23 protein-coding genes, 1 pseudogene and 1 riboswitch are annotated in these 20,866 nt (G+C 59.8%); of the genes and pseudogenes, 10 read left to right on the forward strand and 14 right to left on the reverse strand.

The window, feature by feature from the left end:
- Nucleotides 1–18 precede the first annotated feature (18 nt).
- The 4 genes from ACP7BN_RS19825 to ACP7BN_RS19840 all read right to left on the reverse strand — a co-directional run bounded on the left by ACP7BN_RS19825 (nt 19) and on the right by ACP7BN_RS19840 (nt 3,230).
- Entirely contained in the window at nt 19–960 is a 942-nt protein-coding gene (locus ACP7BN_RS19825) for a MerR family transcriptional regulator (protein ID WP_426205746.1), read from the reverse strand.
- A complete protein-coding gene (locus ACP7BN_RS19830; RefSeq protein ID WP_426205747.1) occupies nt 960–1,919 on the reverse strand; it encodes a YbgA family protein in 960 nt (319 codons plus the stop codon). Before ACP7BN_RS19830 ends, ACP7BN_RS19825 begins: the two co-directional genes overlap by 1 nt.
- 112 nt (nt 1,920–2,031) lie before the next feature.
- Nucleotides 2,032–2,247, reverse strand: coding sequence for a TIGR02450 family Trp-rich protein (locus ACP7BN_RS19835; RefSeq protein ID WP_426205748.1), 216 nt, complete (start codon nt 2,245–2,247; stop codon nt 2,032–2,034).
- Nucleotides 2,244–3,230 (reverse strand): NAD(P)/FAD-dependent oxidoreductase, encoded by a 987-nt coding sequence (locus tag ACP7BN_RS19840; RefSeq protein ID WP_426205749.1) that lies wholly within the window; start codon nt 3,228–3,230, stop codon nt 2,244–2,246. Before ACP7BN_RS19840 ends, ACP7BN_RS19835 begins: the two co-directional genes overlap by 4 nt.
- A 199-nt stretch (nt 3,231–3,429) precedes the next feature.
- On the opposite strand from ACP7BN_RS19840, the gene ACP7BN_RS19845 reads away from it, so the two are divergent.
- Both ACP7BN_RS19845 and hemH read left to right on the forward strand, forming a co-directional pair.
- The gene (locus ACP7BN_RS19845; RefSeq protein WP_426205750.1) at nt 3,430–4,332 is read left to right on the forward strand and encodes a TIGR01777 family oxidoreductase; all 903 of its coding nucleotides are present in this window, start codon (nt 3,430–3,432) and stop codon (nt 4,330–4,332) included.
- 13 nt (nt 4,333–4,345) lie between these two features.
- Nucleotides 4,346–5,371, forward strand: a complete 1,026-nt coding sequence (gene hemH, locus ACP7BN_RS19850; protein WP_426205751.1) for a ferrochelatase — start codon at nt 4,346–4,348, stop codon at nt 5,369–5,371.
- Nucleotides 5,372–5,551: 180 nt separating this feature from the next.
- Here the strand turns inward: hemH and ACP7BN_RS19855 are convergent, their stop codons facing one another.
- Both ACP7BN_RS19855 and upp read right to left on the reverse strand, forming a co-directional pair.
- Nucleotides 5,552–6,826, reverse strand: a complete 1,275-nt coding sequence (locus tag ACP7BN_RS19855) for a uracil-xanthine permease family protein (protein WP_426205752.1) — start codon at nt 6,824–6,826, stop codon at nt 5,552–5,554.
- 2 nt (nt 6,827–6,828) lie between these two features.
- Complete coding sequence (gene upp, locus ACP7BN_RS19860) at nt 6,829–7,467, reverse strand: uracil phosphoribosyltransferase (RefSeq protein WP_420650778.1); 639 nt, start codon at nt 7,465–7,467, stop codon at nt 6,829–6,831.
- 177 nt (nt 7,468–7,644) lie between these two features.
- On the opposite strand from upp, the gene ACP7BN_RS19865 reads away from it, so the two are divergent.
- Nucleotides 7,645–8,202, forward strand: a complete 558-nt coding sequence (locus ACP7BN_RS19865) for a hypoxanthine-guanine phosphoribosyltransferase (protein ID WP_426205753.1) — start codon at nt 7,645–7,647, stop codon at nt 8,200–8,202.
- Between the two features lie 113 nt (nt 8,203–8,315).
- A complete protein-coding gene (locus ACP7BN_RS19870; protein ID WP_426205754.1) occupies nt 8,316–8,603 on the forward strand; it encodes a PA4642 family protein in 288 nt (95 codons plus the stop codon).
- Between the two features lie 225 nt (nt 8,604–8,828).
- Here the strand turns inward: ACP7BN_RS19870 and mqo are convergent, their stop codons facing one another.
- The gene (gene mqo, locus ACP7BN_RS19875) at nt 8,829–10,337 is read right to left on the reverse strand and encodes a malate dehydrogenase (quinone) (protein WP_426205755.1); all 1,509 of its coding nucleotides are present in this window, start codon (nt 10,335–10,337) and stop codon (nt 8,829–8,831) included.
- 705 nt (nt 10,338–11,042) lie between these two features.
- Nucleotides 11,043–11,276, reverse strand: a complete 234-nt coding sequence (locus ACP7BN_RS19880) for a hypothetical protein (protein ID WP_420650774.1) — start codon at nt 11,274–11,276, stop codon at nt 11,043–11,045.
- A 205-nt stretch (nt 11,277–11,481) separates the two neighbouring features.
- Here ACP7BN_RS19880 and ACP7BN_RS19885 point away from each other — a divergent pair, with 205 nt between their 5' ends.
- Nucleotides 11,482–12,066, forward strand: coding sequence for a YajG family lipoprotein (locus ACP7BN_RS19885; RefSeq protein WP_420650773.1), 585 nt, complete (start codon nt 11,482–11,484; stop codon nt 12,064–12,066).
- 277 nt (nt 12,067–12,343) lie between these two features.
- Here the strand turns inward: ACP7BN_RS19885 and ACP7BN_RS19890 are convergent, their stop codons facing one another.
- A complete protein-coding gene (locus ACP7BN_RS19890; RefSeq protein WP_039766399.1) occupies nt 12,344–12,550 on the reverse strand; it encodes a hypothetical protein in 207 nt (68 codons plus the stop codon).
- 192 nt (nt 12,551–12,742) lie between these two features.
- On the opposite strand from ACP7BN_RS19890, the gene ACP7BN_RS19895 reads away from it, so the two are divergent.
- Nucleotides 12,743–13,021, forward strand: coding sequence for a hypothetical protein (locus ACP7BN_RS19895; protein ID WP_426205756.1), 279 nt, complete (start codon nt 12,743–12,745; stop codon nt 13,019–13,021).
- A 59-nt stretch (nt 13,022–13,080) separates the two neighbouring features.
- Here the strand turns inward: ACP7BN_RS19895 and ACP7BN_RS19900 are convergent, their stop codons facing one another.
- Nucleotides 13,081–14,244: a 1-acyl-sn-glycerol-3-phosphate acyltransferase gene (locus tag ACP7BN_RS19900; RefSeq protein WP_426205757.1), complete on the reverse strand. Its 1,164-nt coding sequence runs from the start codon at nt 14,242–14,244 to the stop codon at nt 13,081–13,083.
- A 142-nt stretch (nt 14,245–14,386) separates the two neighbouring features.
- On the opposite strand from ACP7BN_RS19900, the gene ACP7BN_RS19905 reads away from it, so the two are divergent.
- From ACP7BN_RS19905 to ACP7BN_RS19915, 3 genes are read left to right on the forward strand one after another with little or no spacing between them, the layout of a single operon-like run.
- Nucleotides 14,387–14,569, forward strand: a complete 183-nt coding sequence (locus ACP7BN_RS19905; protein ID WP_420650770.1) for a CPXCG motif-containing cysteine-rich protein — start codon at nt 14,387–14,389, stop codon at nt 14,567–14,569.
- A 9-nt stretch (nt 14,570–14,578) separates the two neighbouring features.
- The gene (locus ACP7BN_RS19910; protein WP_114885463.1) at nt 14,579–14,839 is read left to right on the forward strand and encodes a putative signal transducing protein; all 261 of its coding nucleotides are present in this window, start codon (nt 14,579–14,581) and stop codon (nt 14,837–14,839) included.
- A 36-nt stretch (nt 14,840–14,875) separates the two neighbouring features.
- Nucleotides 14,876–15,499 (forward strand): SOS response-associated peptidase, encoded by a 624-nt coding sequence (locus tag ACP7BN_RS19915; protein WP_426205758.1) that lies wholly within the window; start codon nt 14,876–14,878, stop codon nt 15,497–15,499.
- Between the two features lie 218 nt (nt 15,500–15,717).
- On the opposite strand, the gene ACP7BN_RS19920 is transcribed toward ACP7BN_RS19915, so the two are convergent.
- Both ACP7BN_RS19920 and ACP7BN_RS19925 read right to left on the reverse strand, forming a co-directional pair.
- Nucleotides 15,718–16,560: a methyl-accepting chemotaxis protein gene (locus ACP7BN_RS19920; RefSeq protein WP_426205812.1), complete on the reverse strand. Its 843-nt coding sequence runs from the start codon at nt 16,558–16,560 to the stop codon at nt 15,718–15,720.
- A gap of 12 nt (nt 16,561–16,572) precedes the next feature.
- Nucleotides 16,573–17,919, reverse strand: a pseudogene (locus ACP7BN_RS19925) (HAMP domain-containing protein); the annotation flags it as partial.
- Between the two features lie 191 nt (nt 17,920–18,110).
- On the opposite strand from ACP7BN_RS19925, the gene ACP7BN_RS19930 reads away from it, so the two are divergent.
- Complete coding sequence (locus ACP7BN_RS19930) at nt 18,111–18,929, forward strand: M48 family metallopeptidase (protein WP_420650768.1); 819 nt, start codon at nt 18,111–18,113, stop codon at nt 18,927–18,929.
- A gap of 71 nt (nt 18,930–19,000) precedes the next feature.
- Here ACP7BN_RS19930 and ACP7BN_RS19935 read toward each other — a convergent pair whose 3' ends face one another.
- Together ACP7BN_RS19935 and ACP7BN_RS19940 are read right to left on the reverse strand one after the other, a co-directional pair.
- Nucleotides 19,001–19,585: a TMEM165/GDT1 family protein gene (locus ACP7BN_RS19935; RefSeq protein WP_420650767.1), complete on the reverse strand. Its 585-nt coding sequence runs from the start codon at nt 19,583–19,585 to the stop codon at nt 19,001–19,003.
- Nucleotides 19,586–19,674: 89 nt separating this feature from the next.
- Nucleotides 19,675–19,799, reverse strand: a riboswitch (yybP-ykoY riboswitch).
- A gap of 39 nt (nt 19,800–19,838) precedes the next feature.
- Complete coding sequence (locus tag ACP7BN_RS19940) at nt 19,839–20,837, reverse strand: methyltransferase (protein WP_426205759.1); 999 nt, start codon at nt 20,835–20,837, stop codon at nt 19,839–19,841.
- Between the last annotated feature and the right edge of the window lie 29 nt (nt 20,838–20,866).

Below are 20,866 nucleotides of genomic sequence, written 5' to 3' on the forward strand. Positions count from 1 at the left end.
TGTTCTCTGCACGATTCATCAAATCAGCCCACGTTGAACCAGCACCTGATGCGCCGACAATGGATCTTCGGCCAGGTACAAATCAGCAATCTCGGAAGTTCTGGCGGACAACTCGGCGTGGTGGATGCACACCGTTGGTCCGGCAATGATTTTTGGGCAACTGACGCCGTTGAATAGTTTCGGCAATTGCGCCAGGTTCATGGCTTTGCTGGAATACAGCAGTACGCCACGGGCTTGCAGGTGATCGGTGGCCAACGCCAGTTCGCCGGCCGGCAGCGGCCAGTCAAACACTTGCACCGGGCAGTCGGCGCTGCTGATCAGCCACGCCGTCAGCCACAGTTGCGGCTCCAGCGGCAGGTCGGAATGATTGATTAACAGCAGCGGCGCGGAACGCAACTGACGGTTGTTATGGTAGATGCGTGCGCCGAACTTGCTGCGCAGCCAGGAATAAAAAAACACTTGCTCCATGCGCCCGCCGAACTGGCCTTGCCAGCGCTGTTCGAGCTCGGCGAGCAATGGCAGCAGAAGCTGCTCGCACAAAGTGCGCGGTGGATACAGCGCCATCGCCTGATTGATGCTGTCATCGAGGCCGCGTTCATTGAGCTGGGTGACCGCGACCAGTGCAGTCTGGCGCAGCGGCTGCCAGTCGTTTTCCAGCGGTTCGCTGACGGCTTGCGGAGTGTCGAGCAATGGCTTGACCAGACTCACCGCCACGCCACGGTTGAGCCAGGTGAGAATCGCCTGAATGCGCTGCACATGTTCGGCCGAATACAAGCGGTGGCCCTTGGGCGTGCGCTGCGGCACGATCAGGCCATAACGGCGCTCCCAGGCGCGCAGGGTCACGGCGTTGACGCCGGTCTGCCGCGCGACTTCACGGATCGGCAGCCAGCCCTCGTCGAGGGCTTTCTTGAAGTCGGCGCCGAGGTCTTCGCTGGCGCTGGTGTCGGGTTTCACGTTCATTAAATGGCGTTTCGCAGGCTGAGGTTTTCCGGGTGCGGTTGCAGGTAAACCTGTTGCGCGATGTACGGATCCGGGTGTTGGCGAAAGTGATGTTTGAGCAGCGTCAGCGGCACCACCAGCGGCACGATGCCGAGGCGATACTGGCCAATCACGTGCTGCACTTCTTCTTTGTCTTCGGCGCTGATCGCCTGTTTCAGGTAGCCGCTGATGTGCTGCAACACATTGCTGTGAGTGCCGCGCGTGGCGCATTTTTTCAATGCCGCCATCAGTTCGCTGAAGTAGCGCGGGCCGAGTTCTTGCGGATCGCTCAGCGCCATGTTGCCGAGCAATTTGCCCAGCGCCTTGTATTGCAGCGGGTTGTTGGCCATCAGCAGGTATTTGTAGCGCGAGTGGAATTCGATCAGCGCGCGGCGCGTCAGGCCCTGCGTCAGCACCTGCTGCCAGTCGCTGTAGGCGAGGACGCGGGTGATGAAGTTTTCGCGCAGCACTGGATCGTTGAGGCGCCCGGCTTCTTCCACCGGCAGGTCGGGATGCTGCGCGCAGAACGCCTGAGCGTAGATGCCGCGTCCGCCGCCATTCACCGGCGCACCGTTGGTGTGGTAGACCTTGACCCGCTCCAGCCCGCACGAGGGCGATTGCTGCATGAAGATGTAGCCGCAGATGTCGTTCAACTCGGCAGCCATCTTCTGGCCGTAGTCGGCGAGCGGTTGGGTGACGTTGATTTCTCGATCGACAGTGCCAACCGCCTGCGGATTCTGCGGGTCACCAATCAGCCGGATTGGCTCACGGGGCGTGCCCAAGCCAATGGCGACTTCCGGGCACACGGGGGCGAAATCGAAATATTCAGTCAGCGTGCGTGAGCACAGCCGCGATTCCTTGTGCCCGCCGTTGAAGCGCACTTCGGCGCCCATCAGGCAGGCGCTGATGGCGATTTTCGGTTTGGCTGTTTGCTCGGACATCGGGGCACCTCGAATCTGAACCTGTACAGAGCGTGCGCGCTGTACAACATTCCTTCAGCATAGATTCAAGGCTGTACAAGTCAAATCATTTGTACAAGTTTTGCGGAGGATTTTACAGCCAACCCATTTTCCACCGGGAAATATCCTGCAGCACTTGCCATTCGAAGCGCTCACTGCGCTTGGTCAGCACCGCCTGCAACTCAATCTCCAGTACCGTGCCTTCCTCATCCCGGAACAACTCGGTCACCAGAAAATGTTTTTCGCGGTTTTGCGGGAGGGCTGCTGTCCATTTCGACAGCAGCAATTTACGCGGATTGATCTGATTCACTGCAAATGCTCATGCAAGCGTCGCGCGGCTTCCTGGCCACTCAGCCACGCACCTTCGACGCGACCAGACAAGCACCAGTCGCCGCAGGCGTACAAGCCCAGATCGGCATCGGCCAGGGTGCCCCATTCATGGCTGATCGCCGGGCGGGCGTAGAGCCAGCGATGGGCGAGGCTGAAACTCGGCGCGGGCATGGCGCTGTGCAGCAGTTCGGCGAATGCGCCGTGCAATTGCTCGATCACCGCTTCCTTGGACAGGTCGATGTGTTGCCGACTCCAGGCGCTGGTAGCGTGCAGCACCCAAGTGTCGAGCGTGTGGTCGCGCCCGGGTTTACTGCGGTTGCGCGCTAGCCAGTCGAGCGGGCTGTCCTGCACGAAGCAGCCTTCAATCGGCGTATCCAGCGGAGTATCGAAGGCGAGGGCGACCGCCCAGGTCGGCTCCATTTTCACCCCGGCGGCGGCCCCGGCGAGTTTCGGCGCGGCGGCCAGCAAAGCGGTGGCTTGCGGCGCTGGTGTGGCGATCACAACGTGGCTGAACGGGCCATGGGTGAACCCTTCGGCGTCTTGCAGATGCCAGTGTTGTTCGCCGCGATAGACTTCGGTGATCCGGCAAGCGAAGTGCACTTCCAGGCCCTCGAGCAAGCCACGGGTGATGGCACTCATGCGCGGCGAACCGACCCAGCGCGTCTGCTCGTCCGGCGACAAATTCAGTTGCCCGCCCTGGCAGGTATAGAGCTGCGGTGTCCACTCGGCGACCCAGCCCTGACTTTGCCAGCGCTGCACCTCGGTGACGAAGCGCCGGTCGCGCGCGGTGAAGTACTGCGCGCCCATGTCCAGCGAGCCGGCGTCACTGCGCTTGCTCGCCATGCGTCCGCCGCTGCCACGACTTTTGTCGAACAGCTGCACGATGTGCCCGGCGTCAGTCAGCGCCTGGGCGGCGGAGAGTCCGGCGATGCCGGTGCCGATGATTGCGATAGGTACAGTCATAGGGGCCTCGTTTACCTTTCTCTGTACAGACTACGCCGTGGATGAAACCTGTACAATTTTGTTTTTTGGTATAACTTCCAGCATTCTCGTTCTGACAGCTTGGCCTATGGTTAAACAATAGAGCCTGCCCGACAGAAAAGATCCCTGCTTATGAAAATAGACTAGGGATCAGGGTAAAACGCCACGCGAGGAAGAAGTCATGCACATATTGCTGACCGGCGGTACTGGATTGATCGGACGTCAGCTCTGCCGACACTGGCTGGAGCAGGGCCATCGCCTGACGGTGTGGAGTCGGCGTCCGGAAAAAGTCGCAAAAATGTGCGGCACGCAGGTACGTGGAATTGCGCGTCTGCAAGACCTCGGCGAAGAGCCGCTGGATGCGATCGTCAATCTCGCCGGCGCACCGATTGCCGACCGGCCGTGGACGCATCGGCGCAAGGCGTTGTTGTGGAGCAGCCGCATCAAGCTCACTGAAACCCTTCTGGCGTGGCTGGAAACACGCGCGCAGAAACCCGCGCTGCTGATCTCCGGTTCGGCGATCGGCTGGTACGGCGACGGCGGCGAGCGCGAGTTGACCGAAGAATCGCCGCCAGTGATCGACGACTTCGCCAGTCAGTTGTGCATCGCCTGGGAGGAGACCGCCCAGCGTGCCGAAGCCTTGGGCATGCGCGTGGTGCTGGTGCGAACCGGGCTGGTGCTATCGGCCGAGGGCGGCTTTTTGTCGCGGTTGTTGCTGCCATTCAAACTGGCGCTGGGCGGGCCTTTGGGTAATGGGCGGCAATGGATGCCGTGGATTCATATCGATGATCAAATCGCCTTGATTGATTTTCTTCTGCACCGCGATCAGGCGAGCGGTCCTTATAATGCGTGCGCGCCGACACCTGTGCGCAATCGCGAATTTGCCAAGACGCTGGGTAGCGTGCTGCACCGCCCGGCGTTCATGCCGATGCCGGCTCTGGCCCTGAAGGTCGGCCTCGGTGAAATGTCTTTGTTGTTGCTCGGCGGTCAAAAGGCCTTGCCGGCACGTTTGCTGGAAGCCGGATTCCGCTTCCGCTTCACGGAATTACGCGCGGCTCTGGACGACCTCTCCAGCCGCCTCTGAAATAGGACGTTGCATGACCGATCACGCCTTGCTACTGGTCAACCTGGGTTCGCCGGCCTCCACCTCGGTGGCCGATGTGCGCAGCTACCTCAATCAGTTTCTGATGGACCCGTATGTCATCGACCTGCCATGGCCGGTGCGACGGTTGCTGGTATCGCTGATTCTGATCAAGCGCCCCGAGCAGTCGGCGCATGCCTACGCCTCGATCTGGTGGGAGGAGGGGTCGCCACTGGTGGTGCTCAGCCGCCGCTTGCAAGAGCAAGTGAAGGCGCAGTGGAAGCACGGCCCGGTGGAGCTGGCGATGCGTTACGGCGAGCCGTCGATTGAAACGCGCCTGCTGCAACTGGTCGCGGCGGGGCACAAGAAGATTACCCTTGCACCGCTTTATCCACAGTTCGCCGACAGCACCACAACCACGGTGATCGAAGAGGCCAAACGCGTACTGCGCGAGAAAAAGCTCGATGTGCAACTGTCGATCCTGCAGCCGTTCTACGATCAGCCGGAATACCTCGACGCATTGGTCGCCAGCGCCAAGCCGCATTTGCAGCAGGATTACGATCACCTGTTACTGAGCTTTCACGGCTTGCCGGAGCGGCATCTGACCAAGCTTGATCCGACCGGGCAGCATTGCTTCAAGAATGAAGACTGCTGCAAAAATGCTTCGCCTGCGGTGTTGGCCACCTGTTATCGCGCGCAGTGTCTGCGCACGGCCGCGTTGTTCGCCGAGCGCATGGGGCTGGCGGACGGCAAATGGTCGGTGTCATTTCAATCGCGACTGGGTCGGGCGAAGTGGATCGAACCGTACACCGAAGCGCGGCTGGATGAATTGGCCAAAAGCGGCGTGAAGAAAATTCTGGTGATGTGCCCGGCGTTCGTTGCCGATTGCATCGAGACGCTGGAGGAGATTGGTGATCGCGGTAAAGAGCAGTTCCGCGAAGCCGGGGGCGAGGAGTTGCTGCTGGTGCCGTGCTTGAACGACGACCCGCAATGGGCGAAGGCGTTGGCGACCCTGTGCGAACGAGCGCCGCTGGCCCTCTAAAACAATCTGGAAACTTCAGCGTAAAACAAATTGTGGCGAGGGAGCTTGCTCCCGCTGGGCTGCGAAGCGGCCCCAAAATCTGCTAATGCGTTATCACAGGAAAATCGCATCTACCGGATTTACGACTGCTGCGCAGCCGAGCGGGAGCAAGCTCCCTCGCCACAGGGTATGAGCCGATCTCTAGAGCAGCGGCTCATCCGCCTTCTTGTGCTTCCAGCTATCATTGCCCGGCAGCAGCAGATTCAGCGCAATCGCCACCACCGCGCACAGCGCGATGCCTTTGAGGCCGAAGTCATCCGGACCCGTGCCGGTGCCGACCAGCACACCGCCAATCCCAAACACCAGCGTCACCGAAACGATCACCAGATTGCGTGCTTCGCCCAGATCGATCTTGTGGCGGATCAGGGTGTTCATGCCCACCGCCGCAATCGAACCGAACAACAAGCACAGAATCCCGCCCATCACCGGCACCGGAATGCTTTGCAGCAATGCGCCGAACTTGCCGACGAACGCCAGGCTGATGGCGAAGATCGCCGCCCAGGTCATGATTTTCGGGTTGTAGTTTTTGGTCAGCATCACTGCGCCCGTCACTTCCGCGTAGGTCGTGTTGGGTGGGCCGCCGAACAGACCGGCTGCCGTTGTAGCAATACCGTCGCCCAGCAAAGTGCGGTGCAGCCCAGGCTTCTTCAGATAGTCACGACCAGTCACGCTACCGACAGCAATCACACCGCCGATGTGTTCGATGGCCGGAGCCAGCGCTACCGGGACGATGAACAGAATTGCCTGCCAGTTGAATTCCGGCGCAGTGAAGTGCGGAATCGCAAACCACGGTGCAGCGGCAATCTTCGCGGTGTCGACCACGCCGAAATAGAACGCCATGCCAAACCCGACCAGCACGCCGGAGATGATCGGCACCAGACGGAAAATGCCTTTGCCGAACACCGCCACAATCAGCGTGGTCAGCAGCGCCGGCATCGAGATCAGCATTGCGGTCTGGTAGTGAATCAGCTCGGAACCGTCGCCAGCCTTGCCCATCGCCATGTTCGCGGCAATTGGCGCCATGGCCAGACCGATGGAGATGATCACTGGGCCGATAACGACCGGTGGCAGCAGACGGTCGATGAACCCGGTGCCTTTGATCTTCACGGCAAGGCCAAGGAAGGTGTAGACGAAACCCGCTGCCATCACGCCGCCCATGGTCGCGGCGAGGCCGAACTGGCCCTTGGCGAGAATGATCGGCGTGATGAAGGCGAAACTCGACGCAAGGAACACCGGCACCTGACGCCCGGTGACGATCTGGAACAGAATCGTGCCCAGACCTGCGGTAAACAGTGCCACGTTCGGGTCCAGGCCCGTGATCAGCGGCATCAGCACCAAAGCGCCGAACGCCACGAACAGCATCTGCGCGCCGGACAGCACCGTACGCCAGAGCGGATCGTTGAACTCTTGTCGCATGCTTACGCGTCCTTCTGCTTGGTGCCGAAAATCTTGTCACCGGCATCGCCAAGCCCAGGGATGATGTAACCGTGCTCGTTCAACTTCTCGTCGATGGACGCGGTGTAGATTTTCACGTCCGGGTGCGCCTTCTCGACAGCAGCAATGCCTTCCGGCGCGGCAACCAGCACCATCGCGCGGATTTCCTTGCAGCCGGCCTTTTTCAGCAGGTCGATGGTCGCAACCATCGAGCTGCCGGTGGCGAGCATCGGGTCGATGATCATTGCCAGACGCTCGTCGATCTCTGGAACCAGTTTTTCCAGATAGGTGTGGGCCTGCAGAGTTTCCTCGTTGCGGGCCACGCCCACGGCGCTGACTTTGGCGCCCGGGATCAAGCTGAGCACGCCTTCGAGCATGCCGATACCGGCACGCAGGATCGGCACGACGGTGATCTTCTTGCCGGCGATTTTCTCGACCGACACGGTGCCGCACCAACCTTCGATATCGTAGGTTTCCAGCGGCAAATCTTTGGTAGCTTCATAGGTCAACAGCGCACCGACTTCCTGAGCAAGCTCACGGAAATTCTTGGTGCTGATGTCTGCACGGCGCATAAGGCCAAGTTTGTGACGGATCAGCGGATGGCGGATCTCTTGGATGGACATGGGGAAAGGCTCCGGCGGCGGGCAAAAAAACCGGCCTAGATTAATCTATCCGAGGGTGATGTCCTATAGGACATACAGTACGTTAGTCCATAAAGGCTTGATTCAGCCGTGCGAGGTGCGTACCTTTGCCCGCTTTTCGCGACTATACCCCCTGCCAACCACCCCCCGGAGAGCGCCATGTCCGCTGATCTCGAGCATATCCGTCAAATCATGCGAGAGGCTGACTGCCTGTACACCGAGTCTGAAGTCGAGGCTGCCATTGCCCGCGTCGGTGCGCAAATCAACGAAACACTGGCCGAGACCAACCCGGTAGTGTTCTGCGTGATGAACGGCGGGCTGATTTTCTCCGGCAAGCTGCTGACTCATCTGCACTTCCCGTTGGAAGCGTCCTACCTGCACGCGACCCGTTATCGCAACGAAACCAGCGGCGGCGACCTGTTCTGGAAAGCCAAACCTGAAGTCTCGTTCCTCGACCGCGACGTGCTGATCATCGACGACATCCTCGACGAAGGTCACACCCTGGGCGCGATCATCGACTACTGCAAACACGCCGGCGCGCGCAAAGTGCACACCGCCGTGCTGATCGACAAGGACCACGACCGCAAGGCGCGTCCTGACCTGAAAGCCGACTTCGTTGGCCTGCCATGCATCGACCGTTACATCTTCGGTTACGGCATGGACTACAAAGGCTACTGGCGCAATGCCAACGGGATTTTTGCCGTCAAAGGCATGTAATCTCGCCATCGCGACTGACTGCGAGATCGCCCCGGTGACGCCTGCGTTGAGCGATGCAGGCGCACGGGGGTAAACTGCCTGCCCCGTGAAATGTCTGCGAGCTGGAGTCGGCAATGCGTAAAGATAAGAAGCAAGTGATTGGTGACGAGATCGGCGATGAGCAGATCAAGCTGTTCCTCGATTTTGAACCGGTCGACGCCACTTCGCCGTCGCTGCACAAACTGGTCAAGGCCTACCGCGGCCTGCGTATCGACGACTTCGAGCGCTTTCTGACGTTCTTCGTTGCGGCGGGTTACGACGTCGACGGCAAGGACGAGCAGGGTCAGACCTTCGTCGATCAGATCCGCGATCAGCGTAATGCCGCGGAATACATCGAACTGATCGACAAGGCTCGCGGTTAAGATCACCCCATACCTGTGGCGAGGGGATTTATCCCCGTCCGGCTGCGCAGCAGTCGTAAACACATTGAATGCGGTTTGCCTGACACACTGCGCCAGCAGGTTTTGGGGCCGCTTCGCAGCCCAGCGGGGATAAATCCCCTCGCCACAGTGGTTGGTGTTTAGTCGTCAGGCACAAAAAAAACGCCCCGCACTCACTGAGTACGGGGCGTTTTTTGTGCGGCCGAATCAAGCGTAGCTTTCGGTCTCGTTGCTGGCTTCAACCAGTTCCAGGGCGACGTTGTTGTGCGCATTGATCTTGCGATACAGCGCCGCATCGGTTTCCAGAACCTTTTCCCGCGCCGGGAAGATTTCCGCCAGTTTGGCTGCCCACACACCGGACGCCTTGGCCGGGAAGCACTTCTCGATCAGTTCAAGCATGATCGAAACGGTTACCGACGCACCCGGCGAAGCGCCGAGCAGGGCGGCGAGGGAACCGTCCTTGGCCGCGACCAGTTCGGTGCCGAATTGCAGGATGCCGCCCTTTTTCGGGTCTTTCTTGATGATCTGCACCCGTTGGCCGGCCACTTCCAGGCGCCAGTCTTCGGCTTTCGCTTCCGGGTAGAAACGGCGCAGGGAATCCAGACGCTGTTCCATCGACTGCATCACTTCGCTGACCAGGTATTTGGTCAGGTCCATGTTGTTTTTTGCCACGGCGAGCATCGGGCCGATGTTGCCGGCGCGAACCGACAGCGGCAGGTCCATGAAGGATCCGTGCTTGAGGAACTTGGTGGTGAAACCGGCGTATGGCCCGAACAGCAGGGATTTCTTGCCATCGACCACACGGGTGTCCAAGTGCGGCACCGACATCGGTGGCGAACCCACGGCGGCCTGGCTGTAAACCTTGGCCTGATGGTGTTTGACCACTTCCGGGTTGTCGCAACGCAGCCACTGGCCGCTGATCGGGAAGCCGCCGAAGCCTTTGCTCTCTTCGATGCCTGAGGCTTGCAGCAACGGCAAAGCCGCGCCACCCGCGCCGAGGAACACGAATTTGGCGTCGACTTCACGGCTGTTGCCGCTGTTGACGTCTTTGATGCTGACGGTCCAGCCGCTGCCGTTACGCTTGAGGCCGGTCACGCGCTTGCAGTATTTGATTTGGGTATCGGGAGCGCTGCTCAAGTGCTTGAGCAACTGATTGGTCAGCGCGCCGAAGTTGACGTCGGTGCCGTTCATCACGCGGGTTGCGGCGAGCACTTCATCACTCGCACGGCCCGGCATCATCAGCGGCATCCACTCGGCCATTTTCGCCTTGTCTTCGGTGTACTCCATGTCGGAGAACGCGTGGTGCTTGCTCAGCACATCGAAGCGCGATTTGAGGAAGGACACGCCGCTGTCGCCCTGCACGAAGCTCAAGTGTGGCACCGGGCTGATGAACGATTTGCACGAGCCGAAGGTGCCTTTCTTGGTCAGGTACGACCAGAACTGCTTCGACACCTCGAACTGGGTGTTGATGTGCACGGCTTTCTTGATGTCGACACTGCCGTCGGCAGCCTGCGGCGTGTAATTCAGCTCGCACAGGCCGGCGTGGCCGGTACCGGCGTTGTTCCACGGGTTGGAACTCTCCGCCGCACCGGAATCCATCAACTCGACAACTTCCAGCTTGATCGCCGGGTCGAGCTCTTTGAGCAGCACTGCCAGGGTGGCACTCATGATGCCGGCCCCAACCAGAACTACGTCGACTGCTTCGTTATGCGCCATTTAACGCGTCTCCAAAATCTGCAGCACCAAATTGTCGGCATGGCTGCCAGGCGTTCCGGGGCAGGTCAGTTGCGCCCCAGGAATGCTTGGTCAGGATTGCCATGTCCGAATCTTCGCAATTTTTTGCAACTTCAGCGGATGCATGCGGCCGGGCTTCAAGAGTTGCATGAACTCATTTCAGCACGCGGCTGGCAATTCGACTTATGGTCGAGACATCCGTTTGTGCAACCAAATCCGTAGCGGACAGGCTTCAGGCTCCGGTATTCGAGGCGTACCCGTTCCTGTGTCGTTGGGCTGTTTCAGACGCTAATGGTGCATGTTCAGACGCAAAACTATTCATTTGCTCGCCACACTCTTGTGAAGTTGTGAAAACCCGTTTTTTTCACGCTCTTTTGAAGACGTGAACCTCAAAAAAGGGCTGTCCAGGCCTGGCACCGTGCCCGTGGGGGCAAAACAACTCAGTGGCCGAGCGTCATGACAGCTCTGCAGATTCGCGAAAAGCGGGTTTTTTGCCGGATAAACAGCAAGCACGCCAGCTTCACTCGATCTGTGTGGGCGGCTCTCTGTGGGCGATTTGGATGCCAATGCATGCGCATTGACGCTGTTGCGGGGCCCGATCAGGAGACGTCCTTATAATCGGGGGGAGATTGTATCGAAGAAATGCGCGGAGTTGGTCGGGTTTAATGACTTTTATTAGGTATCTGGTCAGATGCTCAACATTGCCTGGGCGCGTGCGCGTGGTCGGTGCTGTGCGACGCGGGCACTGGCGGGCAGTGGCTGGTGCAGCCAGTTGAGGCGGATTTCATCGATTTCGACCCAACCATCGCCCATTGGCTGCAGGCTGCACTGCTTGAAAGCCTTGCAGTGGCCGTTGTGGTCGAGCAGGGCGAAGCTGCGGTGCAACGGACGCGGGGCGAACAACGAGATCAGATAACGCATGGCTGAGTTCCTTGTTGGGGGACTGAGGACAAGGTTGCCCGCGAGCCGTGACGTCAACATGTATGGGCCGTGACGAATGCGTGACAGGAACCGCTTTCTCAAGGGTTTGTCAGACATTTGAGTATTCACTGTGCGGCGCTGGTTACCCGCAGTGGCCCACCGCTATACTGCCGGCCTGTTTGTGCCTGATTCTGGAGAAAAAAGCATGTTGCAACGCCTGTTGTTCGGTTTGATCACTGTGACCAGTTTGACCCTGGTTGGCTGCGCCCACAGCCCGCAACAACTGAGCCCGGAACCGAAGCTGACCACTCAGCTCGCCGCCGTTGGCCGTGGCCAGCCGGTTGTCGTACGCGTGGTCGATGGTCGTCCGTCGCCAACCCTCGGCACCCGTGGCGGTCTGTACCCTGAGACCAGCGCCATCACCGTGCAGAAAGACCAGATCCTGCCGAAATTGCAGGCCCAGGCTGAAGCCGCCGTGCGTCTGCTCGGCTTCACCCCGAGCAACAACGCGCTGAACGCGCCGCAGTTGACCGTGACCCTGACCGAACTGAAGTACCAGTCGCCGAAAGAAGGCATGTACGTGACTGAAGCGACCATCGGCGCGACCTTCCGCTCCGACGTGCAGAACGCCAACCGTCGCTACAGCGGCCGTTACGGTGCGTCGCTGGATCAGCGCTTCGGCATGGCGCCGAATCAGGAAACCAACACCAAGTTGGTGAGTGATGTGTTGAGCGATGCGCTGACGCGGTTGTTCAAGGATCCGACTGTGGGTCAGGTGCTTGGCGAGTAAGACTTTCACCAGACACAAAAAAGCCCGGTGCCAGCAATGGCCCCGGGTTTTTTTGTGGGCGGTAGATTTGTTTTGTCTGGGAGATCTTACCCCCTCACCCCAACCCTCTCCCCCAAGGGGTAGAGGGGGAAAGGGAGCCGACCTGTGTCGCTCTGGCGATCTTCACTCACCCTAGAACTTTCAGGTCGATGTACCTCGAAAGACACTTCGGTCAGTCCCCTCTCCCTCCGGGAGAGGGTTAGGGTGAGGGTGTGCTTTTGATTCAAAGCTTTTTCATTCAGGCTGCTTGTGAATAGAAATCGAGAACGCTGACGCCGGTCAGCAAATCCGTCTCCGGCAAATCCGCATGCTGATGCCCGCCCAGCGCGCAATACACCAGCCAATGCCGATCCTGAACATTGAAGGCCAGACTGCCGACTAGCGTCTGCTGTTCGTCGGAGGGGGAGATGAGGTACAGCCGATCCTGGTTTTCCGCGTGCAACATGTGGCAATCCGTTTATGTTTCGAGGCGCGCAGGGTGGACTAGCCACATGACGCTGGCGTGACACAGGACAGCCATCGGTCGATTGGCAGGTAATTTGTCGCAAAGGCTGGGGCTGGCGGGGAGGGTTCCGGTAGACTCCGGCGCGCGGTCGTCCTCTGGCGTTCGCCGTACCGGTTTAGTTTGAGGTCTGTGATGTCGCTGCATTTGATGACGCTGTTTACCGCCCATCCCGCCAAATTGATCAACCTGCTGGCGCTGCTGCTGGCGTTCCCCGGCAGTTGGCTGCTGCACGCAACCCGTCGCCGCGAGCAACGCGCGCAGGCCAACATTGCGGCCCAGCGTCAGAGTTCGCCGAATCAGGAGCCGATCCTCGATTGGGCGACCCTGCGCATGAACCGCTTTTTCTACCGTTTCGGCTTTGCCTGCCTCGGCCTGGCGCTGGTCATTTCGTGGGTCAGCACGCGCTTCTGATATTTTCAGGCAATAAAAACGGCGTCCGAAGGCGCCGTTTTTATATGCGGATAGCGCGCTTACAGCGGTAACCCAGCCTTGACCCGGTACTGATTCCGCACCGGCGTCGCATATTGCAGCACCAGATACGGACGATGCTCCTCAGGGCAGGCGTTCAAGCGGTCTTGCCATTCTTCCTCGGCCTGGGCCAACTCATCGACGCCGAAGACCTCGGCCGCCTCCGGCACTTTCAACTGCGGATCGGCATCAGCCCACTGCGCGTACGCCAGGTAATGCACCGGGAACAAGCGGTAGCCACCCAGAATCTGCTTGTCCATCTCGACCGCCAGTTGCTTGGTGTCTTCGAACAACTCGCTGATCGGCGCGGCGAAGTTCACGTGCACCCGGCCCTTGTAGCCGGTGATGCCCTTGGCGATGCTCGCGTCATCCTCGCCCGGTGCTTTCGCGTAGGTGCCGGTGGTGGCGCGGATGTACAACTCGCGGGCCTTGGCCTGGTCGCACGGGTCGTATTCGTAGCTGATCGACACGGGAGTCACGTTGAGCGACTTGATGACCTCGCCGAACGGCTCGTCCTTGCGGCTCATGTGGAACATCTTGAGAATCGCCGACTCGGTGCGGTCGTCGCCGTCCTTGGCCCGACCTTCGGCCTGCGCGATCCAGATCGACGCGCAATCGTTGCGGATCGAGTGGTTGATGTAGGCGGACAGCAGCTGATAAGCGGCCATTTTCTCGCGGCGGCCGGTGATCGAGCGATGCACGATGAAGCTCTTGTTCAAACGCATCAGATCGCTGACGAACGGCTTTTGCAGCAGGTTGTCGCCAATTGCGATGCGCGGCGTCGGCAGGCCGGCGTGGTACACCGCGTAGTTGACGAAGGCCGGGTCCATCACGATGTCGCGGTGGTTGGCGATGAACAGATAGGCGCTGCCGGACTTGAATTGCTCGACCCCGGTGTAGGTCACGCCGTCGGTGGCACGCTCGATGGTATGGTCGACGTAAGCCTCGACCTTGTCCTGTAAAGACGCCACCGAGGTCACGTCGGCGAACTCACGACGCAGCCGATGGGCTATAAGTGGTTTGAGCATCCAGCCGAAAGCACCGGCAAAACGCGGGAAGCGGAAGTGGGTGAGGATATCTAGAAACGCCTTGTCGCCGAGCAGTCTTGCCAGTACCACAGGTACTTCGCTGTCGTCGTAAGGTCGGATGGCATCGAATTCGCCCATCATGCTCTCTTGTTGGAAACGGCTAGGGTAAGTAAAGGTTTTGTTCGAAAACCAACGGGGCACGGTCTGAAAAAACAGCCAGACAAAAATAGCCCTGCAAATAGACCGGCGATTATACGCACAAGTCACTTGGGAGACCGCGATGCTGGAAACCGCAGAATATGAATGTCCTTATTGTGGGGAAGAGGTCGAGACGACGGTGGACCGGTCCGGGGGCGATCAGACCTATATCGAAGACTGTCAGGTGTGTTGCCGGCCGATCAAATTCGTATTGCAGGTTCACGAAGACGAGTGGCATCTGGAAGTCTTCAGCGAGAACGAGTGAGGTGCGCCGATGCAGCGAATCTACGAGCCGGAAAACCTGATGGAAGGCGAAATGCTCAAGGGCATGCTCGCCAGCGAAGGCATCGAGGCGCATCTGGTCGGGCGCGACCTGCTTGGCGGCACTGGTGAGCTGCCGATCTTCGGCCTGCTCGGGCTGTCGGTCGACAACGACCAGGCTGAATACGCCCGCGAGCTGATCAGCGCGTACAATGCCGCGCTGCCGCTGCCCGGCGATGAACCGGAAAGCTTCCCCGGCACGCTGGTCTGTTAGGCTGGCGTTCGTTTTACTTCTGAGTCGTGTTGCCCCATGTGTGGACGTTATGCCCTGTTTCGCTGGAACCGCGACTTCGCGGCCCTGCCAGGTTTTCCCGCCGATCAACTGGCGCAGTGGAACATTTCCCCCAACGATTCGGTGTTGATGCTGCGGGCCGAGCCGGATGGCCAGCGCTCGCTGGCCTGCGCGCGTTGGGGGCTGACGCCGCCGTGGCTGACCGATCTGTCGCGTACCCCGGCGCATGCCCGGGCGGAAACCGTTGCTGAACAACCGATGTTCCGTGAAGCGCTGCGCTTGCGCCGTTGTCTGCTGCCGGCCAACGGTTTTTACGAATGGCGCGGGACTACGCGCAAGCGCCCGTACTGGCTGACGCCGGGCGAGGGCGCTTCGCTGTTTTTTGCGGCGATCTGGGAGGCTTATCCGGTGCAGGAGCAGGTCTGGCTGAGCACCGCGGTGATCACCCAGCCAGCGGCGAGCCAGCGCCGGCCGTTGATTCTGGATGAGGCGGGGCAGGCGGCGTGGCTCGATCCGGCGACGCCGCTGCACGTGTTGCAGGGGTTGTTGGCGAGTGAGCCGGCTGTGCTGCGCGAGCGGGCGTTGGCGAATCTGGTGAATGATCCGAAGCTCAATGGGCCGGAGTGTTTGACTCCGGGCTGAGAGCCTTGGATCAAGAGCCCCTCACCCTAGCCCTCTCCCAGAGGGAGAGGGGACTGACCGATGTGTCTTGCGTCATACATCGACCTGAAATAACCAGTCGATTATGGATTCACTGCCGAGCGGTCAGGTCGGCGTATTCCTCAAAGATCCCCCAATCAGTCCCCTCTCCCCCGGGAGAGGGCTAGGGTGAGGGGGCTTTTGACTTTTAGCTTTTCACGTCAGACCTTGAACTGATTGATCAATCGCCGCTGCTGCTCCGCCAACTTGGTCAGATCGGCACTCGCCGAACTCGATTCATCCGCCCCGCCCGCCACTTCATTCGCCACCTGACCGATATTGATCACGTTTCGATTGATGTCATCCGCCACCGCACTTTGTTCCTCGGCCGCACTGGCAATCTGCGTGTTCATGTCATTGATCACCGACACCGCCTGCGTAATCGTCTCCAGCGCCTCGGCCGCTTTCGCCGCGTGCTGCACGCTTTCGTCGGTACGGTTCTGACTGTCTTCCATGACCCGCACCACGTCGCGGGTGCCTTGTTGCAGTTGCTGGATCATGCTTTGAATTTCTTCAGTGGCCTTCTGCGTTTTCTGCGCCAGATTGCGCACTTCGTCGGCGACTACTGCAAAACCGCGGCCCTGTTCACCGGCGCGTGCCGCTTCGATGGCGGCGTTGAGCGCCAGCAAATTGGTCTGTTCGGCAATCCCGCGAATCGCCGTGAGGATCGCGTTGATGTTCTCGCTGTCCTTGGCCAGCGTTTGCACCACGCCGACAGCCTTGCTGATTTCAATCGCCAGTACGCCAATCGAATTCGACGTGTCGCGGACAATCTGCATGCCCTGGCTTGCAGCCTGATCCGCATGGCTGGCGGCTTGCGCGGCTTGAGTCGCGTTGCGTGCCACGTCCTGCGCGGTGGCGGTCATTTCCTGTACGGCGGTGGCCACCTGATCAATCTCGGCCAGTTGCTTCTGCACGCCGATGTTGGTGCGGATGGCGATGTCGGCGGTGTGTTCCGACGAGTCGCTGACGCTCTGCACCGAGGTGACCACTTGGGTGATCATCGCCTGCAACTTGGCGAGGAAAGTATTGAAGCCTTTGGCGATCGAGCCGAGTTCGTCGCTGCGATCACTGCTCAGGCGGCGTGTCAGATCGCCTTCGCCCTGCGCGATGTCATCGAGCATGCTGACCATCTGCTTGAGCGGCCGCGCGATGCCGTGACCCACCAGCCAGATCACCAGCAAACCGAGGCCGGCGATGAGCAGGCCGACCATGGCCATGCCGAAGGTGTCGGACTTGCGCTGGGCGTCGAGGTCGGCCTGAAGTTTTTGCAGATCAGCCATTACCGCGTCCAGCGGCAATTGCAGCATCAGCGTCCAGCGCGCGTCGGTCTGGCCGATGCCGAAAGGCAGGTACAGCTCGATGCGGTTCTGCTGTTTATCGACGCTGTAGGTAACCTCGCCGCGCTTGAGATTGGCCATGTGGGCGATCTGCTGCGCGTCGAGAATATCGCTGACCTTTTCGCCGAATTTGCTCGAATCCTTGGTGTACGCGACGATCCGGCCATTGCCGCCGACCAGGGCCATTTGCCCGGCACCGCTGTAGAGTTTCTGGTTGGCGCCGAGCAGCATGTCCTGGATGAAGTTCACCGACAGGTCGGCGCCGACGATGCCCTGGAAGGCGCCGTTGAGCATGATCGGTTCGATAAACGAGGCGAGCATGACGATTTTGTCGCCGACCTTGTAGGGCGCCGGATCGATCACACAGGATTTTTTACTTTCTTTCGAGCACAGGTAGTACTCGCTGGCGCGTACGCCGGTGGACAGGACTTTCTGGTCATCGACGTCGGCCAGTTTATCCAGGCCAAGGGTGCCGTCGTCATTGCGAAACCACCACGGCAGGAGGCGCCCGGTGGCCGAATCGATCCCGGCCACGCTGGTGCCGACGTAGGATGCATCATTGCGGTCGAGTGCGTTTTTTTCCCAGCCAATGTAGGTGCCGAGAATCTTCGGATTCTTCGCGACGTTTTCCTTGATCAACTCGATCAGTTGCTCGCGGCTCAGGCTCAACGCCGGTTTGCCGTCGGCGCCGGATGTGCCGAGCAGCGCGTTGACCCGCACCAGCCCGCCGGCAATCAGCAGCGGCGCTTCGAGTTCGCGCTGGATCTGGCTGACCTGAGTCTGCGCCAGCGAGGTCAACCGTTGTTCGATGACTTGCTCGAACTGCGCCTGGGTGCGTTGCTGCACCATGTCTTGCGTACGCGCGCCGGAAAACAGCGCATACAACACCAGCGCGGCGACTACGCTAAGTACGATGGCGCCGGCCAGAGCGGCCACGGAAAACTGGATCGATTTGAATTTCATGGAAGCTCCGCACGCAAGAGGACGTCTGCGCTGTTGTATCGGCCGCGCGGATTGGGCCATGAGTGGATTGGCGGGGGATGTCGCAAATGGATCCGTACGCGACGCAGTTGCCGCGCGGTCTGGGTTGGATATGAATTTTTTCCTACAGGGCAGCGGGCGTCTTCTGAAAGTTTGTGCAACACGTCCGTTGTATCTGGCGCCGATACAATTACCCGCCTACGATACGCCACAGGTTTTCAGGGAGCTTTTTGATGAACAAGACTTTGGTTGTAAGTGCACTGAGCGCAGCGCTGTTGCTGGCCGGTTGTCAGTCGGTCAACACCACCAGCGGCGGAGCCGTCGGTGTAGAGCGCAAGCAGTACATGTTCAGCATGCTGTCCTCGCAAGAGGTCGACCAGATGTATGCCCAGTCCTATCAGAAGACCGTGGGCGAGGCGTCGAGCAAGGGTGTGCTGGACAAGACCAGTGCCGAAGCCAAGCGGGTGCAGGCGATTGCCAACCGTTTGATCGCTCAGGCACCGAACTTCCGTCCGGATGCGGCGCAGTGGAAGTGGGAAGTCAACCTGATCAAGAGCGATGAACTTAACGCCAACTGCGGTCCCGGCGGCAAGATCATTTTCTACACCGGGCTGATCGACAGTCTGAAACTCACCGATGATGAAATTGCCGCGGTCATGGGCCATGAAATCGCCCACGCCCTGCGCGAGCATGGTCGGGAAGCGATGTCCAAGGCCTATGGAATGGAAATGGCCAAGCAGGGTGCTGGCGCATTGTTCGGTCTGGGTCAGGACAGCCTCGCGCTGGCCGACACCGTCGCCAACTACGGCATGACCTTGCCGAACAGCCGCGCCAACGAAAACGAAGCCGACCTGATCGGCCTCGAACTGGCCGCTCGTGCCGGTTACAACCCGAATGCCGCGATCACCCTGTGGAACAAGATGAGCAAGGCTTCGGAAGGTTCGCCACCGGAATTCATGAGCACTCACCCGGCCTCGACCAGCCGGATCGCCTCGTTGCAGGCAGCGATTCCGAAGGTCATGCCGCTGTACGAGAAAGCGCCTAAATCCTGAAGTAGACAGGACCCTTGTGGAGAGGGAGCAAGCTCCCTCTCCACAGTGCTATGGCAGATCAGGCAGAGGGGTTAAACCCAACCACTGCTCTGCATCGCCTTGTACACCGCAACAATCGCCAGAATCAGGAACGCCGAAGCAGCCAGTCGACGGATCAGGGTCAGCGGCAGTTTGTCTGCAGCGAAGTTACCGGCCAGCACCACCGGAACGTTGGCAATCAACATACCGGCGGTGGTGCCGATGATTACCAGCCACAGATCCGGGTATTGCGCGGCGAGCATTACTGTCGCGACCTGGGTTTTGTCGCCCATCTCGGCGAGGAAAAACGCGATCAACGTGGTCAGGAACGGCCCGAATTTGCGCGCGGTGCTCGCTTCGTCGTCGTCCATCTTGTCCGGCACCAGGGTCCACAGTGCGGTCGCGGCGAAGCTTGCGGCAAGGATCCAGTGCAGCGTCGCATTCGAGAAGAAACTGCCGAACCAGGCGCCTACCGCACCGGCTGCTGCGTGGTTGGCCAGGGTCGCGGCGACGATGCCGGCGATGATCGGCCAGGGTTTGCGAAAGCGAGCGGCGAGAATCAGCGCGAGCAGTTGCGTCTTGTCGCCGATTTCGGCCAAGGCAACGATTGCGGTGGGAACGAGTAACGAGTCCAGCATCAGGATTTTCCTAAGGGGGCGGGTCGACACGGCTATGACACGTACAGCCTTCCCGCCCCGGGTAAGGTGTGCGTGTCATAGGTCTTGTCAAACCCTGCGATCCGTCTGGTGCGGACGCTTGGGTCGCATACGCCATGATCTGAGGACCAAGTATGTTGACGTATGCCGGACGAGCATGGCGCTCGTGGGAGACTACTCCCCTAGGACGGAGCGGATTCTGCCTAGGCAAAATCCATTCGGCAAGCGCTAATTTTCAGCCACGCTTGGCCCGGTAAATCCGAAAACCGTTGCCCTCGGCCTTGATTGCGCAGATGCCGAGATGCTCTTCGATCAACGGCTGATACTTGAGGAAACTGTTCGCAACCAAGCGCAGTTCGCCACCGTTTTTCAGATGTTTGGCCGCTTTTCGCAACAAGTTCTCGGTCGCGAAATAATCGGTATGCACGCCGACATGGAACGGCGGATTGCTCAGAATCGCGCTCAAACCCATCGGTGCGGCGTCAATGCCGTCACCGGTCAGCACTTCGGCGTCCAGACCGTTGGCAGCCAGAGTCAGACGACTGCTGGCGGCGGCAAATGCATCGACATCGAGCAAAGTCACCTGATTGTGCGGATAGCGACGTTTCACCGCAGCGCCCAACACGCCTGCGCCGCACCCAAAGTCCAGCAGATGGCCGCTCGGCAGTTTGTCCAGATGCTCAAGCAGCAGGGCGCTGCCGCGATCCAGTCGGCCGTGGCTGAACACGCCCGGCAGGCTGATGACTTTCAACGGGCCTTCGGCCAGCGGCAATTCGTAAGTCTGCGCGAGGCTTTCCAGCGATTTGGCTTCAGGCGCATTGGCCACAGTAACCAGCCACAACTGGCAGTGCCGCGCGCTGTCGAGTTTGCGTGGCTTGCCGAACGGATTCAGCTGTTTCGACGCGCCTTCGATGCCGCTGCGTTTTTCACCTACCAGAAACACTTCGCGACCCGGCAGACGAGCCGCCACGGCATTGAGGATGTAATCGGTCAGATCCTTGGATTTGGGCAGAAACACCACGACGCTGTCGAACTCGCGCTCCGGGACATTCACACCGAAATGGCTGCGACTTTCGAAACGTGCGTCGAGCGCGGCCTGATCGCCAGCGTGCCAGCACCAGCCGAAAGCATTCGGCAGGCGCCCAAGCAAATCATCGGCGGGCAAACCGGCCAGCAATAACGATCCCTGGAATAATTCGGGCTGACGAAGCAGTACTTCACTGCGCGGATCCATAACTGCTCCTGTAAAAAAAAGTGCCGCAG

This window comes from Pseudomonas sp. TWP3-1 (genome assembly GCF_049896625.1).
Lineage (GTDB): Bacteria > Pseudomonadota > Gammaproteobacteria > Pseudomonadales > Pseudomonadaceae > Aquipseudomonas.

Bases quoted from the DNA above. Each gene is read 5' to 3' on its own strand.
- ACP7BN_RS19825 (WP_426205746.1), bottom strand. From the start codon at position 960: ATGAACGTGAAACCCGACACCAGCGCCAGCGAAGACCTCGGCGCCGAC.
- ACP7BN_RS19830 (WP_426205747.1), bottom strand. From the start codon at position 1,919: ATGTCCGAGCAAACAGCCAAACCGAAAATCGCCATCAGCGCCTGCCTG.
- ACP7BN_RS19840 (WP_426205749.1), bottom strand. From the start codon at position 3,230: ATGACTGTACCTATCGCAATCATCGGCACCGGCATCGCCGGACTCTCC.
- ACP7BN_RS19845 (WP_426205750.1), top strand. From the start codon at position 3,430: ATGCACATATTGCTGACCGGCGGTACTGGATTGATCGGACGTCAGCTC.
- hemH (WP_426205751.1), top strand. From the start codon at position 4,346: ATGACCGATCACGCCTTGCTACTGGTCAACCTGGGTTCGCCGGCCTCC.
- ACP7BN_RS19855 (WP_426205752.1), bottom strand. From the start codon at position 6,826: ATGCGACAAGAGTTCAACGATCCGCTCTGGCGTACGGTGCTGTCCGGC.
- upp (WP_420650778.1), bottom strand. From the start codon at position 7,467: ATGTCCATCCAAGAGATCCGCCATCCGCTGATCCGTCACAAACTTGGC.
- ACP7BN_RS19865 (WP_426205753.1), top strand. From the start codon at position 7,645: ATGTCCGCTGATCTCGAGCATATCCGTCAAATCATGCGAGAGGCTGAC.
- ACP7BN_RS19870 (WP_426205754.1), top strand. From the start codon at position 8,316: ATGCGTAAAGATAAGAAGCAAGTGATTGGTGACGAGATCGGCGATGAG.
- mqo (WP_426205755.1), bottom strand. From the start codon at position 10,337: ATGGCGCATAACGAAGCAGTCGACGTAGTTCTGGTTGGGGCCGGCATC.
- ACP7BN_RS19880 (WP_420650774.1), bottom strand. From the start codon at position 11,276: ATGCGTTATCTGATCTCGTTGTTCGCCCCGCGTCCGTTGCACCGCAGC.
- ACP7BN_RS19885 (WP_420650773.1), top strand. From the start codon at position 11,482: ATGTTGCAACGCCTGTTGTTCGGTTTGATCACTGTGACCAGTTTGACC.
- ACP7BN_RS19890 (WP_039766399.1), bottom strand. From the start codon at position 12,550: ATGTTGCACGCGGAAAACCAGGATCGGCTGTACCTCATCTCCCCCTCC.
- ACP7BN_RS19895 (WP_426205756.1), top strand. From the start codon at position 12,743: ATGTCGCTGCATTTGATGACGCTGTTTACCGCCCATCCCGCCAAATTG.
- ACP7BN_RS19900 (WP_426205757.1), bottom strand. From the start codon at position 14,244: ATGGGCGAATTCGATGCCATCCGACCTTACGACGACAGCGAAGTACCT.
- ACP7BN_RS19905 (WP_420650770.1), top strand. From the start codon at position 14,387: ATGCTGGAAACCGCAGAATATGAATGTCCTTATTGTGGGGAAGAGGTC.
- ACP7BN_RS19910 (WP_114885463.1), top strand. From the start codon at position 14,579: ATGCAGCGAATCTACGAGCCGGAAAACCTGATGGAAGGCGAAATGCTC.
- ACP7BN_RS19915 (WP_426205758.1), top strand. From the start codon at position 14,876: ATGTGTGGACGTTATGCCCTGTTTCGCTGGAACCGCGACTTCGCGGCC.
- ACP7BN_RS19920 (WP_426205812.1), bottom strand. From the start codon at position 16,560: ATGATCACCCAAGTGGTCACCTCGGTGCAGAGCGTCAGCGACTCGTCG.
- ACP7BN_RS19930 (WP_420650768.1), top strand. From the start codon at position 18,111: ATGAACAAGACTTTGGTTGTAAGTGCACTGAGCGCAGCGCTGTTGCTG.
- ACP7BN_RS19935 (WP_420650767.1), bottom strand. From the start codon at position 19,585: ATGCTGGACTCGTTACTCGTTCCCACCGCAATCGTTGCCTTGGCCGAA.
- ACP7BN_RS19940 (WP_426205759.1), bottom strand. From the start codon at position 20,837: ATGGATCCGCGCAGTGAAGTACTGCTTCGTCAGCCCGAATTATTCCAG.